Origin of the sequence: Rhodococcus sp. NPDC006774 (genome assembly GCF_040636045.1) — a bacterium.
Classification (GTDB): Bacteria; Actinomycetota; Actinomycetes; order Mycobacteriales; family Mycobacteriaceae; genus Rhodococcoides.
Window position 1 is genome coordinate 40,851 of sequence record NZ_JBEYIW010000012.1, and the last position, 16,424, is coordinate 57,274.

Annotated in this window: 12 protein-coding genes and 1 riboswitch; of the genes, 7 read left to right on the forward strand and 5 right to left on the reverse strand. The window is 65.3% G+C overall.

Going from position 1 to position 16,424, the window contains the following annotated elements; all coding sequences use genetic code 11:
- The first annotated feature begins 2 nt into the window (after window positions 1-2).
- The 7 genes from ABZ677_RS18580 (at window position 3) to ABZ677_RS18610 (ending at window position 10,320) form a co-directional block, all read left to right on the forward strand.
- Window positions 3-1,439 carry a GuaB1 family IMP dehydrogenase-related protein gene (locus tag ABZ677_RS18580; RefSeq protein WP_037189253.1) on the forward strand — a complete coding sequence of 479 codons (1,437 nt, stop codon included), beginning with the start codon at window positions 3-5 and terminating at the stop codon, window positions 1,437-1,439.
- 347 nt (window positions 1,440-1,786) lie between these two features.
- Window positions 1,787-3,166: a hemolysin family protein gene (locus ABZ677_RS18585; RefSeq protein WP_358371943.1), complete on the forward strand. Its 1,380-nt coding sequence runs from the start codon at window positions 1,787-1,789 to the stop codon at window positions 3,164-3,166.
- Complete coding sequence (locus ABZ677_RS18590; RefSeq protein WP_358371946.1) at window positions 3,159-4,295, forward strand: hemolysin family protein; 1,137 nt, start codon at window positions 3,159-3,161, stop codon at window positions 4,293-4,295. Before ABZ677_RS18585 ends, ABZ677_RS18590 begins: the two co-directional genes overlap by 8 nt.
- Window positions 4,296-5,210 carry a 3-methyladenine DNA glycosylase gene (locus tag ABZ677_RS18595; protein WP_358371949.1) on the forward strand — a complete coding sequence of 305 codons (915 nt, stop codon included), beginning with the start codon at window positions 4,296-4,298 and terminating at the stop codon, window positions 5,208-5,210.
- A 66-nt stretch (window positions 5,211-5,276) separates the two neighbouring features.
- Window positions 5,277-7,451 (forward strand): malate synthase G, encoded by a 2,175-nt coding sequence (locus ABZ677_RS18600; RefSeq protein ID WP_358371951.1) that lies wholly within the window; start codon window positions 5,277-5,279, stop codon window positions 7,449-7,451.
- A gap of 67 nt (window positions 7,452-7,518) precedes the next feature.
- A complete protein-coding gene (locus ABZ677_RS18605; protein ID WP_358371954.1) occupies window positions 7,519-9,177 on the forward strand; it encodes a substrate-binding and VWA domain-containing protein in 1,659 nt (552 codons plus the stop codon).
- Window positions 9,178-9,180: 3 nt separating this feature from the next.
- Window positions 9,181-10,320 (forward strand): metallophosphoesterase, encoded by a 1,140-nt coding sequence (locus ABZ677_RS18610; protein ID WP_358371957.1) that lies wholly within the window; start codon window positions 9,181-9,183, stop codon window positions 10,318-10,320.
- Between the two features lie 60 nt (window positions 10,321-10,380).
- Here ABZ677_RS18610 and gcvP read toward each other — a convergent pair whose 3' ends face one another.
- From gcvP to ABZ677_RS18635, 5 genes are all read right to left on the reverse strand, one after another.
- Window positions 10,381-13,233 carry an aminomethyl-transferring glycine dehydrogenase gene (gene gcvP / locus ABZ677_RS18615; RefSeq protein WP_358371959.1) on the reverse strand — a complete coding sequence of 951 codons (2,853 nt, stop codon included), beginning with the start codon at window positions 13,231-13,233 and terminating at the stop codon, window positions 10,381-10,383.
- A gap of 193 nt (window positions 13,234-13,426) precedes the next feature.
- Window positions 13,427-13,524: riboswitch (glycine riboswitch) on the reverse strand.
- 11 nt (window positions 13,525-13,535) lie between these two features.
- A complete protein-coding gene (locus ABZ677_RS18620) occupies window positions 13,536-14,093 on the reverse strand; it encodes a MerR family transcriptional regulator (protein ID WP_052047548.1) in 558 nt (185 codons plus the stop codon).
- Window positions 14,094-14,490: 397 nt separating this feature from the next.
- Entirely contained in the window at window positions 14,491-14,964 is a 474-nt protein-coding gene (locus ABZ677_RS18625) for a bifunctional nuclease family protein (RefSeq protein ID WP_037189246.1), read from the reverse strand.
- 98 nt (window positions 14,965-15,062) lie between these two features.
- Window positions 15,063-15,800, reverse strand: a complete 738-nt coding sequence (locus ABZ677_RS18630; protein WP_037189245.1) for a MerR family transcriptional regulator — start codon at window positions 15,798-15,800, stop codon at window positions 15,063-15,065.
- Window positions 15,797-16,294, reverse strand: coding sequence for an FHA domain-containing protein (locus tag ABZ677_RS18635; RefSeq protein ID WP_032377955.1), 498 nt, complete (start codon window positions 16,292-16,294; stop codon window positions 15,797-15,799). Before ABZ677_RS18635 ends, ABZ677_RS18630 begins: the two co-directional genes overlap by 4 nt.
- Window positions 16,295-16,424 lie beyond the last annotated feature (130 nt).

Sequence of the window (16,424 nt, forward strand, 5' to 3'; positions counted from 1 at the left end):
ACGTGCAGTTCCTCGATGGTCACCGACCGCCCTACGATCTCACCTACGACGATGTCTTCCTCGTCCCCAACCGAACCGACGTCACGTCGCGGTTCGATGTCGACCTGAGCACCGTCGACGGTTCGGGAACCACCATTCCGATCGTCGTGTCGAACATGACCGCGGTGTCCGGACGGCGCATGGCCGAAACCGTCGCACGCCGCGGAGCGATCGCAGTGATCCCGCAGGATCTCCCCACCGAGGCCGTCGCCGAGACGGTCGCATTCGTCAAGAGTCGTGACCTGATCGCGGACACACCTGTCGTCCTCGGGCCCAACGAGTCCGTGTCCGACGCCCTGGCCCTGATGCACAAGCGTGCACACGGGTCGGTTGTGATCGTCGAACACGGCAAGCCGATCGGAGTGGTGTCCGAGAGCGCCTGCGCAGACGTCGACCGATTCGCGCGGCTCAGTTCCGTGGCGTCGGCCGACTTCGTGCGCGCCCCTCGCCATGCGTCGCCCAAGGAAGTCTTCGAGCTGATGGAGGCGGCACACGCCCACCTTGCCGTCGTCGTCGAGAACGACGGCTCCCTCGCAGGTGTCGTGACGAGGACCGGCGCCGTTCGGACCGGCATCTACGCGCCTGCAGTCGACGCGTCGGGACGCCTCCGTATCGCTGCCGCGGTCGGCATCAACGGCAACGTGGCCGAGAAGGCGACCGCACTGGTCGAGGCCGGAGCCGATGTGCTCGTGATGGACACCGCTCACGGGCATCAGCAGAAGATGCTCGAAGCCCTCGCTGCCGTGCGCTCCCTCGATCTCGGCGTTCCCCTGGCGGCGGGCAACGTGGTGTCCGCCCAGGGCACGCGCGATCTCGTGCAGGCGGGGGCAGACATCGTCAAGGTCGGCGTCGGGCCAGGAGCAATGTGCACGACACGCATGATGACCGGCGTCGGACGCCCCCAGTTCTCGGCTGTTGCCGATTGCTCCGCGGCGGCGGCCGAACTCGGGGCGTCGGTGTGGGCCGACGGCGGTGTGCGCCATCCTCGTGACGTTGCACTCGCACTGGCTGCCGGTGCCGCGAACGTCATGATCGGCTCGTGGTTCGCCGGCACCTACGAGTCGCCCGGCGACCTGCGAGTGGACGCATCGGGCAATCGGTACAAGGAGAGCTTCGGTATGGCGTCCAAGCGCGCCGTTGCCGCCCGTACCGCCACCGACGGAGCATTCGACCGGGCTCGCAAGGCCTTGTTCGAGGAGGGCATCTCCAGCTCGCGGATGCGCCTCGATCCCGATCGGCCGGGTGTCGAGGATCTGATCGATCACATCTGTGCCGGAGTTCGCAGTACCTGTACGTATGCCGGAGCCCGATCGCTTCCGGAGTTGGCCGAACGAGCGGTTCTGGGAGTCCAGTCCGCCGCCGGATTCGCCGAGGGACGGCCCCTGCCCTCCGGGTGGTGACCGTCGGGCACGGTTAGACTCACCAACAGCACACACAGTTGTTCGCGCTCGCCACGCGTCGGAAATTCGAGCATTCGATTCCCGACGCGTGGCCGAACGGTCGGTTCCGCACGGAGTGGGACCACAGCGCGAACCGGACAGAAGGGAATCAGGTGCCCGAGGCACCCACTATCTCGGTTGCCGTTGCGGCAACTGCGGAACAACACGACGACGGTTCCACTTCGGAGGGATCCTCTATCGAGCCGGGAGAGAAACCCGGCGACACAGATTTCGGCAGCCACGTGCACTCCGGCGGCGCGATGCTCCTTTCCCAGCTTCGACGGTCCCGGCTCAGGCGGAGTTGACGCGTGGCACTTCTTCTCACCATCGTCAGCCTGCTCGGTTTCGTCGCCCTGACGGCAGGCACCGCGCTGTTCGTCGCGGCCGAGTTCTCCCTCACTGCTCTCGAACGCAGTGCAGTCGAGTCACAGGCAGCGAACGGCGACCTGCGCTCCCGCCAAGTTCTGCACGCCCACAAGACACTGTCCTTTCAGCTGTCCGGCGCCCAACTCGGCATCACCATCACGACACTGATCACCGGCTACCTCGCCGAACCGGTACTGGCCGGCTTCATTCGACCCGTGGCCGACGCGTTGGGCGCATCCGAGACCCTCTCCGCAGGCATCTCGCTCGCGGTGGCTCTGATCCTGGCCACCTCGTTCTCCATGATCTTCGGTGAGCTGGTTCCCAAGAACATCGCCATCGCGAAACCGATGTCGACCGCTCGTGTCACCGCCGGTGCGATGGCCGGGTTCTCGCTGGTCTTCAAATGGGCCATCAACGGGCTCAACGGGTCGGCGAACTGGCTGGTACGCCGGCTCGGGATCGAGCCGGCCGAGGAACTGAGATCCGCGCGGTCGCCGCAGGAACTGGGTTCACTGGTCCGCACGTCGGCACGGCAGGGATCGATCGACGAGAACACTGCCCGACTGGTGGATCGGTCGTTGCAGTTCGGTGATCGCACGGCCGAGGAACTGATGACGCCGCGAGTGAAGATCGAAACGCTCGCCACCGACGCGACCGTGGCCGATCTGATCGAAACGGCTGCGCGAACCGGCTTCTCGCGGTTTCCGGTGGTCGACGGCGATCTGGACGACACCATCGGGGTCGTTCACATCAAGCATGCGTTCACCGTCGCCGGATCGCACCGTCGCTCGACGACGGTCGAGTCTCTGGCACGCGACGTACCGGTCGTACCGTCCAGCCTCGACGGCGATGCGGTGATGGAACGGGTGCGCGCCGACGGTATGCAGGTCGCGCTCGTCGTCGACGAATACGGCGGTACCGCGGGCATGGTCACGATGGAGGATCTGATCGAGGAGATCGTCGGTGACGTGCGCGACGAACACGACGAGCCGGAGCTCGATGTCTCCAGGTCGGGCGACGGATGGGATTGCGCAGGCCTGCTGCGTATCGACGAGGTCGCGTCGGCCACGGGGTATTCCGCGCCGGCGGGCGAGTACGAAACCATCGGCGGTCTGGTACTGACCGAGTTGGGTCGCATTCCGACCGAGGGGGACGCAGTTCTGCTGCCTCCCCCGGCCAACGAGGATCCGCTCGAACGAGACGGCGGTTGGGTGGCACGAGTGATCCGTATGGACGGCCGCCGCATCGACCGGGTGGTGCTCCTGCCCGTCGACGCGGCAGCGGTGGCTCGGATGAGATCGGACGGTGAGATCGATGGGTGATTTCCTCGGAGTCGGTCTCGCCGTTCTGTTGCTCGCAGGCAACGCATTCTTCGTCGGTGCCGAGTTCGCACTGATCTCGGCCCGGCGGGATCGCCTCGAAGCTCTGCTCGCGCAAGGCAAGAAGCGCGCGCAGAGTGTCATCGAGGCCGGTCAGAACCTGTCGCAGATGCTCGCTGCTGCCCAGCTCGGTATCACGATCTGTTCGATCCTTCTCGGTCGTGTGGCGGAGCCCGCGGTGGCACACCTGATCGAGGTTCCGCTCGAGGCAGTCGGCATTCCCGAGTCCTTCCTGCACCCGATCGCCTTCGCCATCGCGTTGACGCTCGTGGTCGTGCTGCACATTCTCATCGGCGAGATGGTGCCCAAGAACATCGCCATCGCGGGCCCGGAGAGCACTGCGATGGTTCTGGTGCCCATCCATCTGCTGTTCATCAAGGTGGCGCTGCCGCTGATCTCGTTCTACAACATGTGCGCCAACCTGACCCTTCGACTGCTGCGGATCGAACCCAAGGACGAGCTGAGTTCCTCGGTGTCGGCGGTCGAGTTGTCGCAGATGATCGGCGAATCACGATCGGAAGGATTGATCGACGCCGAGGAGCATCGACGATTGCGGCAGGCGCTCGAGACATCCGGCCGGACGGTGGGTGAAGTTCTGATTCCCTCGCACCAGGTTCGCAGTATCGAGTTGTCCGGGCCCGACCACACTCTCGGACCCACGCTCGGCTCCGTCGAACGTGCTGTCATCGAAACGGGATTCTCTCGCTATCCGGTCCGCGACGCCTCGGGGGCACTGGTGGGCTACCTGCACCTGAAGGACGTCCTCGACGACATGGCCGACGAGTCGGCAGGACCGGACACGGTCATTCCCCGCAGCGATGTGCGGGCGCTTCCGGTGGTCGCCATCGACACGGTGCTCGACGACGCATTGACCAAGTTGCGTCGGGCCAGCAGCCATCTCGGTGCCGTGCACGACGCAACCGGTGCCACGGTCGGCATCGTCGCCCTCGAGGACCTGGTCGAGGAGTTCGTCGGTACGGTTCGAGACGGCACCCACCGAGTGGCCGGTCCTCGTCCTGGTCAATCGTCGTCCAGCGTCGAGTCCACGCCCGCTCCCCCACGGAACGTGTGAATGTCGGACTCGACGTTGCTGCGCGAGGAGCAGTGGATCACTCGTCGCGCTGCGCATGCAGCGCGGGTGGAGAACCTGGTCGGTGACTATCTGACCGACCGGGGTCACGGCGGCGTTCATCCGGTTCTCGACTTCCTGTTCACCTATTACAGTCATCGCCCGGGTCAGCTGCGCCGGTGGAATCCAGGCCACGGCGTTGTCCTCACCGGTGATCGTGCGCACGATTTCACGGCGTTCGCGTCCTACGAGCAGGTGGACACCGACGACGGCCCGGGTTTTCGGGTGCGGTCGGATCTGGTGGAGCGACGACGATCGAGTATCGAATTCACCCTCGGCCTGCTCGCCGCCACCCGGGAAAGGCCCCCGGTGCTCGGCTGTTTCGGACTGCACGAGTGGGCGATGGTCTATCGCGGGGGTACCTCGGCACAGCGTCACGACCAGGTGCCGTTGCGTCTCGGACACGACGGAACCGATGCCGTGGTCGATTCGATGACGTTGCGCTGCACCCACTACGACGCCTTCCGGTTCTTCACCCCCGATGCTGCGCCGCGCAACGCTCTTGCGCTGTCTCCGGATTCGCGGCTGACATCCGAGCAACCCGGTTGTATCCATGCCTCGATGGATCTGTACAAGTGGTGCTACAAGCTGGGGCCGCTGATCGATTCCGAGTTTCTCACCGACTGCTTCGAACTGGCTCTGCACGCGCGAACGATCGACATGCGCGCGAGTCCGTACGACCTGAGCGACTACGATCTCGAACCCATTCGGATCGAGACCGCGGCCGGTCGCGCGGAATACGTGCGTGCGCAGGGAGAATTGTCGAGCGAAGCGGCACCTCTGCGTTCGGCGTTGATCGCTCGATGCCAGAATTTACTGATCGGCGGCGAGTTCGGCGTCGGACCTACCGCCGAGTAACATCGACAGCGTTGTCGTGGGGACACCGGTCAGCCGGTGTCCGTGACCGGAAAGAGTGAGGAATTCATGACCGATCGTGTGCAGGCTGGTGGACTTCAGGTCGCCAAGGTCCTATTCGATTTCGTCGAGAAGGAGGCGCTGCCGGGTACGAACGTAGATCCGGATGCCTTCTGGGCCGGTGCTGCGTCGGTGATCGCAGATCTCGCTCCCAAGAACAAGTCGTTGCTGGCTGTGCGCGACGAGATCCAGGGCAAGGTCGACGCCTGGCACGGCGAGCACGCAGGCCCGAACTACGACCGAGCCGCGTACAAGGCATTCCTGAAGGAGATCGGCTACCTGCTCGACGAGCCGGCCGACTTCCAGATCAGCACCTCCGGTGTCGACACCGAGATCACGACCACTGCAGGACCGCAGCTCGTGGTGCCGGTGCTCAATGCCCGGTTCGCGATCAACGCGTCCAACGCACGGTGGGGCTCGCTGTACGACGCCCTCTACGGAACCGATGCCATTCCCGAGACCGACGGAGCCGAGAAGGGCACCAGCTACAACCGGGTCCGCGGCGACAAGGTCATCGCCTTCGCGCGGGACTTCCTGGACGAGGCGCTGCCCCTGAGCTCCGGCTCGCACGTCGGCACCACCGGATACGTCGTCGACGCGGCATCGCTGACGGTGACTCTGTCCGACGGCAGCACGGTCGGGCTGAAGGATCCGTCACAGCTGCTCGGCTACCAGGGCACCCCGGACGCGCCGTCGGCGATCCTGTTCGTGCACAACGGCTTGCACTTCGAGATCCAGATCGACCCCGAGAGCCCGATCGGCAAGACCGACGGCGCAGGCGTCAAGGACGTCCTGCTCGAGTCGGCTGTCACCACCATCATGGACTTCGAGGACTCCGTCGCTGCAGTCGATGCGGACGACAAGGTCCTCGGCTACCGCAACTGGCTCGGTCTGATGAAGGGCGATCTGACCGAGGAAGTCTCCAAGGGTGGCAAGAGCTTCACTCGTGCCATGAACAAGGACCGCACCTACACCTCGGTCGACGGTTCCGAACTGACACTGCACGGTCGCTCGCTGCTGTTCGTCCGCAACGTCGGTCACCTGATGACGTCGGATGCGATCCTCGATGCCGACGGCAACGAGGTGCCCGAGGGAATTCTCGACGCACTGTTCACCTCGCTGGCCGGTATGCACTCGCTGACCTCGGACAACGTGCTGTCCAACTCACGCACCGGTTCGCTGTACATCGTCAAGCCCAAGATGCACGGACCGGACGAGGTCGCGTTCACCGCGGAGCTGTTCGGCCGTGTCGAGCAGGTTCTCTCGCTGCCGACCAACACGCTCAAGGTCGGCATCATGGACGAGGAACGCCGCACGACGGTCAACCTCAAGGCGTGCATCCAGGCCGCCTCCGAGCGGGTCGTGTTCATCAACACCGGCTTCCTCGACCGCACCGGCGACGAGATCCACACCTCGATGGAGGCAGGTCCCGTCGTTCGCAAGGGCGCGATGAAGGGCGAGAAGTGGATCGCCGCCTACGAGGATTTCAACGTCGACACCGGCCTGGCTGCAGGCCTCGAAGGCAAGGCCCAGATCGGCAAGGGCATGTGGGCCATGCCCGACCTGATGCACGACATGCTCGAGCAGAAGATCGGCCACCCCAAGGCCGGGGCCAACACGGCGTGGGTTCCCTCGCCCACCGCGGCGACCTTGCACGCCCTGCACTATCACAAGGTCGATGTGTTCGCCCGTCAGCACGAGATCGCACAGGCCAAGCGCGCCTCTGTCGACGACATTCTCGAAATCCCTCTCGCGCCGTCCACGGACTGGACCGACGAGGAGAAGCAGAACGAACTCGACAACAACTCGCAGTCGATCCTGGGCTACGTGGTGCGATGGATCGACCACGGCGTCGGGTGCTCGAAGGTTCCCGACATCAACGACATCGCACTCATGGAAGACCGTGCGACGCTGCGCATTTCGAGTCAGTTCATCGCGAACTGGCTGCGCCACGGCATCGTCACCGAAGACCAGGTGCGCGAGTCGCTGAAGCGGATGGCCCCGGTGGTGGACCGTCAGAACGAATCCGATCCGACGTACAAGCCGTTGGCTCCCGAGTTCGACACCAACATCGCCTTCCAGGCTGCCAGTGACCTGATCTTCCAGGGCACGAGCCAGCCCAACGGCTACACCGAGCCGATCCTGCATCGTCGCCGACGGGAGTACAAGGCCGTCAACGCCTGACGGACTTGTCGATCACGTGGGTGAACATCGGAACACAGGGCGCGGGCGTTCGATAGCCGCCGGACCCGTGATCGTCGTGATAACGATCGCGGTGCTGGTTGCGGCCGTGTTCGGATGGTTTCAGCTGCGGGATCGCATCTTCGATCAAGGGGTCGAAGCTGCCGACACCTGTGTGGAGGGATCGGCGGTGCTCACTGTCGCCGCCGATCCCGACATCTTCGGGCCTGTCGAACAACTGGCTGCTCGATTCAACGACACTGCACCGGTGGTGCGGGATCACTGTGTGACGGTGCAGGTTCGAGCGACGTCTTCGGACGCCGTGCGGACGGCGTTGAACGCCGGTATCGACAACTGGGACGTCGAAGCACTCGGTGCTCGGCCGGGCCTGTGGATACCTCAGTCCTCGGGCGACGTCCAAGCCGTCACCGACAGGGGTGCCGTCGACGGCACCCCGCGGCCACTCGCGACGAGTCCGGTCGTACTCGCGGTGCCGTCTGCTGTGGCCGACGCTCTGACCACTGTGAGCTGGGCCGACCTGGTCCGACTGCAACGCGACCCACAGGCCCTCGGTCTCGGCGAGTGGGGTGCGCTCCGTCTCGCCCTTCCGACCGGATCCGATTCCGGCGCAACCACACTCGCGGTCGCCGCGATCGCTGCCGGGGTACGCGGCGATCCGACCACTGCACTGACCCTCGAACAGGTCTCGTCGAGAGAACTGATCTCGGCAGTGTCGGAGCTGGCTCTCACCGACACCGGTGCCTCCGCGACGTCCGCGTCCACCACCTACGACGCGCTCGCGGCCCTCGAGAACGCGCCCGGCCCCGACGGCCCCGTCCACGCGGTTCCGGTCACCGAACAACAGCTGGCATCGACCGATTCCTCGACGTTGGCCGCCGTCGAGCCTCAGGGCCCCGCTCCCGTTGCCGATCATCCCGCGGCCGTGCTCTCCGGTGATGAGACATCGACCCGGGCTGCCGCCGCGTTCGTCGATTTCGTCCGGCAGCCGGACGGTGCGCAGTTGCTCACGGATGCGGGCTTCGGCGTCGGCGAGACAGTGAACGCGGACGCGGTCACTGCTCCTTCCGGACCGGTCGCCGACGCACTGCTGGCCGTGTTGCGAAATCCGGTCCTGCCGCGCCGCGCCACGGTACTGCTCGACGTATCCGAGTCGATGGGCACCGCCGAAGGCAGTGCAACTCGGCTGCAGAACACGGTTCGCGCCCTCGACGAGCAGTTCCAGCGAGTACCCGACTCCACCGAGCTGGGCCTGTGGAGCTTCAGCGAGGATCTGAACAACTCGCTGCCGTTCCGAGTGGATGTTCCGACCGGTCCGATGACGGCTGCGATCGGGCCGACTCCCAGACGCGCAGCACTCTCCACCACCGCGGCGGCGTTGACGCCGGCAACCGGGTCGTTCACCTATGCGTCGGTCCTGGTCGCGTATCTCGACGCCGTGGCCGGATACGTTCCCGGCCGCGTCAATTCCGTCGTGCTGATCACCGACGGCCCGGACGACTCGTCCTTGTCCACGCAGGATTTGCTCACCGACCTGACCGCAGCGGCCGATCCGGCGCGTCCGGTCGCGGTGAACATCGTGCGGATCGGGGACAACTCCGATGCCTCCACGTTCGACGACATCGCCGCCCAAACCGGCGGCACCGTGGAAGCAGTATCGACATCGGATTCGCCAGACCTCATCGATCGACTCGGAAAGTTGCTGTACTAGAACATGTCTCGTGTACTTTTTGTCGGCGTCTTCTTACTCCTCGTCACCCTGTTTCTGCACTGGCGATTCCTCTCCGTGACCAGGATCCCGACTCGTCCCAAACGGGCTGTCGATGCCGTGCTGGCGCTCCTGTGGCTGTGTGCGGTGATCGGCTTCGGCAGCGGCGTCGCATTCGATCCGTCCTGGGCACGGGGCCCCGCGTTCGTCGGCCTCAGCTGGCTCGCCGTCGTGCTGTACTTGTTCCTGGGAACGCTTCTGGTGGCCGTGGTATGCACCGTCATGAGAGTGGTTTTCGCTGCGAGGCATCGTGATTCGTCCGCTGCTCGACTGCGTGTGTCGAGGATCGGCTCGGCGGCGGTGGCACTGGTCAGCGTGGTCGCAGTGGGGTACGGACTCGTCGAGGCGGCAACTCCGCGTGCGACGAACACCGGCGTCGCACTCGACCGGCTACCGACCGAATTCGACGGAGTCCGAGTGGCGTTGGTGTCGGATCTGCATGCCGGTCCCTCCCGCGGCGCGGACTTCGTTCGTGAGGTCGTCGATTCGATCAACGCCCAGAATCCAGATGTCGTGCTGCTCGACGGCGATCTCATCGACGGCACGGTTGCCCTGGTGGGAGCAGATCTCGAGCCGCTCCGCGACCTCGACGCCCCGCTCGGTGTGTTCGCCGTCAGCGGCAATCACGAGTTCTACGCGGGCGACGGCGGCGAATGGCTCGACTTCTGGTCGACGCTCGGCATCGACGTTCTGCGCAACGAACGCGCGACGATCACTCGCGGCGACGCTGCAATCGATATCGCCGGCATCAACGACGCCACCGCACCGGCCCCGTACGAACCCGATCTCGCCGCGGCATTGGACGGGATCGATCCCGATCGATTCGTACTACTGATGGCACACCAGCCGTTGCAGGCGGTGGAGGCATCGGACTTCGGAGTCGACATGCAGGTGTCCGGGCACACGCACGGGGGTCAGATCTGGCCGATCCGTTATCTGGTGCCGCTACAGCAGCCCAGTGTCGAAGGGCTGGACACGATCGGCAACACCACGCTGTACACCACCCGCGGCGCGGGTGCGTGGGGTCCACCGGTCCGCGTCGCCGCTCCGCCCGAGATCGCGATGCTCGAGCTCACCCGGGGCTGAAGCCCCCGACGCGAAGACGACAGAGCCCGCCACGTCGACGTGGCGGGCTCTGTTCTCGGCTCAGGCGAACGCCTCGATCGGTGGGCACGAGCACACCAGATTGCGATCACCGTGGGCACCGTCGATGCGACGCACCGCGGGCCACACCTTGGGACGGTCGTAGCCCGCCGGGTAGGCAGCGAGTTCCCGTGAGTACGGGTGATCCCACTCGGCAACCAGACTCCGAGCGGTGTGCGGTGCACCTCGAAGTGGGTTGTCCTCGACCGTCCATTCGCCCGATCCGACGCGATCGATCTCTCCCCTGATGGCGATCATCGCATCGCAGAACGCGTCGATCTCCTCGAGATTCTCGCTCTCGGTCGGCTCGACCATGAGAGTTCCCGGCACCGGGAAGCTCATCGTGGGCGCGTGGAAGCCGTAGTCCGCCAACCTTTTCGCAACGTCGTCGACGGTGACTCCGGTGTCCTTGGTCAGGCCTCGCAGATCGAGGATGCACTCGTGGGCAACCATGCCGTTGTCGCCGGTGTACAGAACCGGGAAGTACTCGTCGAGGCGACGGGCGATGTAGTTGGCCGACGCAATCGCCGTCAACGTCGCCTGCCGTAGCCCCGTCGCACCCATCATCGCGATGTAGGCCCACGTGATCGTCAGGATCGAGGCACTGCCGTAGGGGGCACCGGACACCGTCGGTCCCGAACCGAGCTGCGGGGCCAGTGGGTGACCCGGCAGGTACGGCTGCAGGTGCGACCGCACACCGATGGGTCCGACCCCGGGCCCGCCGCCTCCGTGCGGGATGCAGAATGTCTTGTGCAGGTTCAGGTGGCTGACGTCGCCGCCGAATCGGCCGGGGCGTGCCAGCCCGACGAGAGCGTTGAGGTTGGCACCGTCGACGTACACCTGACCGCCCGCGTCGTGGACCGCTGCACAGATCTCGGAGATCTCGTGCTCGTACACGCCGTGGGTTGACGGATAGGTGATCATGATCGCGGCCAGGGTGTCGGAGTGCTCGGCGATCTTGGCGCGCAGGTCGTCGACATCGACGTCGCCGTTCGGCCGGCAGGCCACGACCACCACGCGCATGCCCACCATCACGGCCGAGGCTGCGTTGGTTCCGTGGGCGCTCGACGGGATCAGGCACACGGTGCGCTCGGCATCACCGTTGCCGAGGTGGTAGCGACGAATGGCGAGCAGACCCGCGTACTCGCCTTGGCTTCCCGCGTTGGGCTGCAGGCTGACCGCGTCGTAGCCGGTGATGTCCACGAGCCACCGTTCCAGGTCGGCGATCACCCGCAGCAGTCCGGGCACGTCCGAGGACGGGGCGAAGGGGTGCTGACGGGCGAACTGCGGCCAGGTGATGGACTCCATCTCCGCGGTCGCGTTCAGCTTCATCGTGCACGAGCCCAGCGGAATCATGCTGCGATCGAGCGCAATGTCCTTGTCGGACAACGCACGCAGATAGCGCAGCATGGCGGTCTCGGTGCGGTACCGGGTGAAGGCCGGGTGCGTGAGGTACTCCGAGGTGCGAGTCGTGTTCGCGGGCAACGACACGGCCCCGGAACCGGCGGGTTCTGCACCGAACGCGGCGAGCGCGTTCGCGATGTGCTCGGGCGTCGTCGCCTCGTCGCACGCGACGGCCACATGGTCGGCGTCGACCAGCCGCAGATTGATGCCACGCTGCTTGGCACCGTCGACGACGGCCTGAGCGCCACCCGGGATGGCAGCGAGGACGGTGTCGAAGAATTCCGTGTGCACCACGTCGATCCCCGCTGCCCGCAGACCTGCCGCCACGGTTCGAGCATGCGTATTCACCCGAGTTGCTATGGCCCGCAGTCCGTCTGCGCCGTGGTAGCTGGCGTACATCGCAGCGACGATGGCCAGCAGGACCTGAGCGGTACAGATGTTGGAAGTGGCCTTCTCGCGGCGGATGTGCTGCTCGCGGGTCTGCAGCGCCAGTCGGTAGGCGCTGTGACCGTCCGCATCGAGCGAGACCCCGACCAGACGGCCGGGTAGCTGACGGGAATGACCGGATCGCACTGCGAGGTAGCCGGCGTGCGGTCCGCCGTATCCCATCGGAACGCCGAATCGCTGGGTGGTTCCGAAGCAGACATCCGCACCGATCTCACCGGGCGGAGTCACCACGGTGGCAGCGAGCAGGTCCACTCCTACGGCAACCAGCGCGCCGCGCTCGTGCGCGGCCTCGATGATCGCCGTGTGATCGACCAGACGGCCAGACGCTCCGGGCAGCTGCGCGAGGACACCGAAGAATTCTCCATCGGGGAGGCCGTCGGTCAGATCGGCGTAGACCAGTTCGATCCCCAACGGCTCGGCGCGAGTGGCCAATACGGCCACGGTCTGCGGGAAGATGTCGGAATCGACCAGTAGTCGAGGCGACTTCGATGCCCTGTTCGCGCGACGCATCAAGGTCATGGATTCGGCGGCCGCCGTCGACTCGTCGAGCATCGATGCATTCGCCACGTCCATGCCGGTGAGGTCGGCAACCATGGTCTGGAAGTTCAGCAGCGCTTCGAGTCGCCCCTGGCTGATTTCGGGCTGATACGGCGTGTACGCGGTGTACCAGGCCGGGTTCTCCAGAATGCCCCGGGTCAGCACCGGCGGGGTCAGCGTGTCGTAGTAGCCGAGGCCGATCATCGACGTCGCCACGGTGTTCTGCCCGGCGAGGTCGGCCAGTGCGGCAAGCACCTCGTGCTCGCTCAGCGCAGGCGGAAGCGTCGCCAAGCCGTCGGGAACGCCGTCGACCACGGTGTCGAGGATCGAGGACGGAACGGCCTTGCGGGCCAGCTCGTCGAGCGAGGCGACGCCGATCGTGTCGAGGATGCGAACCAACTCGGTCGGGTCCGGGCCGATGTGACGGTCCACGAAAGTGTGTGCGGGCGAAGCGGTTCGGTCGGTCACGATGTGCTCCCAGGTGCCGGAAAGACGAGGCGTCGGACGACCGAGGCATACGCTCCGGCCGCTCCTCCCCCTCTGTCGTGTGCCCGCTGACGCGTGCGCCTGAGAGATTCGGTCGGACACGGCGCGCCACTTCGGCGCGCCGGCACCTTTCCCCTTGGGCGGGTGGGTGCTCCCACCACTTTCCAGAGTTGTCGAAGCCCACACGGTCCGTGTGCCTGAGAGATTGACGGGGAGGTATTGCTCCTTCGGCGTCCGAGACTGGATGCCTCGGAACTCTCCCGCGCGGGCGCGACGGGGAAAGTCTAGCCGGTCTTGCGGCTCGCGCGATTCTTGCGTCGCGAGGCCAACTCGTCCTCGGGGCTCGGCTGGCTTTCACCGCCGTCGGCACGTTCGGCCGGGAAGTCGGCGATGGTGCCGGTGAGCTCGCGCATTGCACCGTTCACGGCGATGCCGAACACGCCTTGCCCGCCTTGGAGCAGGTCGACAACTTCTTCTGCCGAGGTGCACTCGTAGACGGTGGTGCCGTCGGAGAACAGCGTGATGTTGGCGAGATCGCCCACGCCACGCTGGCGCAGGTGATCGACTGCGACTCGGATGTTCTGCAGCGAGATACCGGTATCGAGCAGCCGCTTGACGATCTTGAGGACCAGCATGTCCTTGAACGAGTACAGCCGCTGGCTTCCCGAACCCGCTGCGCCGCGGATCGACGGGACGACGAGCCCGGTGCGGGCCCAGTAATCGAGCTGACGGTAGGTGATGCCGGCGATCTGGCAGGCACTCGGCACGCGGTAGCCCACGAGTTCGTCGGGCACGGAGTCGTCCGGGAACAATCCCGGCTGAATGTCCTGGGGCGCTTCGATTCGGGCGCTCGACGCCTGTTCGGGGGTGTCGACCCGAGCATCGGCACCGACGGGCGTGTCCTCGGTCCGGCCTGCGGCTTCGGAACCTCGACTGCCGTGATGCTGCTGCGGCTGATCTCCCACTGACTGCTCCCTCTCGGATGTATCACTGCGTTCGGATCGAGTCAGTACTGCGATCCGTCCGAGACACTGGAAATGTCTCGGTGTACTCGCGTGAAGTCATACCGTGTACCAGGCCAGAGTACGCCTCGACAGGTGTCGAAGAGGCGTGAACTGCACCGGATCGGTCCAGCGGCGGCGATGAACTTCACTGGCACGAACGTTATGGGGACGATCGTGCAGATTCAACGCAACGCGCCGTAAACCTGAACCTAAAGTTGAGGTTGAGACTCTTCTGTTACCCGTCGGTGGCTTTGAAGTCGTCCGGAGAGACCGATTCGAGGAACTCCTTGAACTTCTCGACCTCGTCCTCGCGCTCGTCGGGCATGATCAACCCGGCTTCGGCGAGCACAGGCTCCTCGGCGAAGATCGGCACCCCGGCCCGAAGAGCGATGGCAACGGAATCCGACGGCCGAGCGGAGACTCTGATGTCCTTGTCGAACACGAGATCGGCGTAGAAGGTGCCCTCCTGCAGATCGACGATGCGCACCTCCTTGAGCTGGTGCCCCAGTGCCGAGATCAGATTCTTGACGAGATCGTGGGTGAGTGGCCGAGCGGGTTGCACACCCTGCTGCTCCAAAGCAATTGCAGCAGCCTCGGTTTGACCGATCCAGATCGGGAGGTACCGGTCGCCGTCGGCCTCGCGCAACAGCAACACGGGCTGGTTCTGCGGCTGTTCGACACGAATACCGACCACACGCATCTCACTCATCGTGTCTGCCTCTCACCTCGAGAAATCCGGGCTGCACTGAAACTGGCTCAGCTCGTCGCTGCCGAGTCTATTGGAATTCGAAACGACGCGAGCGAGCGTCACCGATCGAGTGCACCGCGCACCGCTGCTTTGACCAGGCAGGTGTGCAAGGTCAAGGACAGTGCGGCCAACTCGCGAATCATTTCTTCTGCTCGATCGCGCGCTCCGGCGTCTCGTCCCTTGGCAACGGGTCCGGCAATCTGCGCGACCAGGCCGGCTTCGCGGTCCGCCGCGAGCTTGAAGGCGCGGAGGTGGCGCACTTCGAGACCGAACTGCAACATCGCGTGCGCCGTTCGGGCGAGCGTCACGGCTCCGTCGTCGTAGAAACCGGCCTGCCCGGGGGTGATCAGACCGGCTCGCAGCAGCTCGGTGAGAAACGCATCGTCGATCCCCGCCTGAGCGAGTAGATCCGCCTTGGCGATACGAACCTCACGATCGGGCAGGAACTCCTCTGGGGACACCTCACCCGCGGCAACCGTGAGCGACCGCGGACGCTTGACCGACGCATCGGCCCGCTCCACGGTGGCGACCCCGTGGTCGATGGCTTCGAGTTGTTCCTTGATCACCTTGAGCGGCAGGTACTGATCGCGCTGCGCGGTCAGCACGAAACGCAGACGCTCGCAATCCGCGATGGAGAACCGCCGGTACCCCGACGGTGTGCGCTCCGGCGAGATCAGCCCCTCGGCTTCGAGGAATCTGATCTTCGAGATGGTGACATCAGGAAAGTCGGGCCGAAGTCGATCGAGGACGGAGCCAATCGACATCCCCCCGTTGGACTGCTGCCCGACGGCGGTCACTGGCTTCCTGCACCCGCAGACGCGTCGCCGACCTGAGATCCGTTGCCGCCCCGCGGTCCGGTGAGGAACACCAGGCGGAACTTGCCGATCTGGACCTCGTCGCCGTTGGCCAGCACGGCGGAGTCGACCGGCTCGCGGTTGACGTACGTGCCGTTCAGGCTGCCGACGTCGACGACCTGGAAGTCGTCCTCGTCCTGCCGGAACTCAGCGTGCCGACGGCTGACGGTGACATCGTCGAGGAAGATGTCACTGTCGGGATGCCGACCGGCCGAGGTGGTCGGCTGGTCGAGCAGGAACCGTGATCCGGCGTTCGGTCCTCGCTTGACGACGAGCAGTGCGGCACCGACAGGCAACCCCTCGACACCCGATACCGGAGCTTCGGTGCTCTGGGCGGCCGCGGAGTTGTCCAGCTCCTGCAGGAAATCTGCACGGAAGACCGAGGTGGTCTCTGCCGGTGACTCCCCGTAGTTGCTGTCGTTGTCGTTCTGGCTCACCGTTACTCCTTCTCAGTCCGTTCACCCGGGGCAGAGAACGCCGCGGGTAACGCAGTACATGGTCTTCACATCAGGTGTTGCTTGGCGTTCGGTGTTGCGTAGCGTCGTACAGCTTGCTGGACCTTCGCCC